Source organism: Bartonella sp. AA81SXKL (genome assembly GCF_042196945.1).
Taxonomy (GTDB): domain Bacteria; phylum Pseudomonadota; class Alphaproteobacteria; order Rhizobiales; family Rhizobiaceae; genus Bartonella.
Window position 1 is genome coordinate 1 of the sequence record NZ_JBHIRH010000274.1, and the last position, 678, is coordinate 678.

The following is a 678-nucleotide window of genomic DNA, read 5'->3' on the forward strand; positions in this document are numbered from 1 at the left end:
AAATCTCGGCAAAACCACAAACTTTAGCTTTTCCATAAACTTTGGCGTTACCAGAAACCCAGCAATTGCCATCATGACTTAGATTGTCTTCTTTCTCGATATAGCCTCCTAAATCACCTGCTTTAACATTACCAAAGTCTCTCAATGCACGAATGCGGTGGAGAGTTTTGCCCCCAACTTCGATTGTTTCATTAGTCAATTCGTATTTTTTCACCATGCTTTTTCTCCAGTGGACATGACGTTATCGCCATCAATATCCGCATCACGATAAATTTTTGCGTCGCCATAAATACGTGCATTACCGGAAACTGTTGCCATTCCATAAACTTCGGCAAAACCGTAAACATGTGCATTATGTTTAATTCGTGCACTACCATAAACTACAGCATCATCATAAACTTGAGCATTATCGTAAACGCAAGCACAAGATAAGACGAATGCATTACCACCTACCCAGCAATTACCATGATGCGATAGGTTGTTTTCATGTTCTATAAAGCCGCCTAAATTACCTTTTTTAATAACTCCAAAGTCTCTTAAAGCGCGGATACGGTGAAGAGTTACCCCTTTAAACTCAGCTTTCCCATCAGTAAGTTCGTACTTCTTTTCCATGATTTTACTCCTTTAAGTTAGATTCTGCCTTTGTCGTTCTTGCAAAAGAACGGCATTGCATTGTGT

The 678-nt window shown here is 39.5% G+C and carries 1 protein-coding gene and 1 pseudogene; both read right to left on the reverse strand.

Annotated elements, in window-relative coordinates:
• Positions 1–217, reverse strand: a pseudogene (locus ACFINZ_RS11045) (hypothetical protein); the annotation flags it as partial.
• Positions 211–612, reverse strand: a complete 402-nt coding sequence (locus ACFINZ_RS11050; protein ID WP_375621851.1) for a hypothetical protein — start codon at positions 610–612, stop codon at positions 211–213. The gene ACFINZ_RS11050 and the pseudogene ACFINZ_RS11045, both read right to left, overlap by 7 nt.
• Positions 613–678 lie beyond the last annotated feature (66 nt).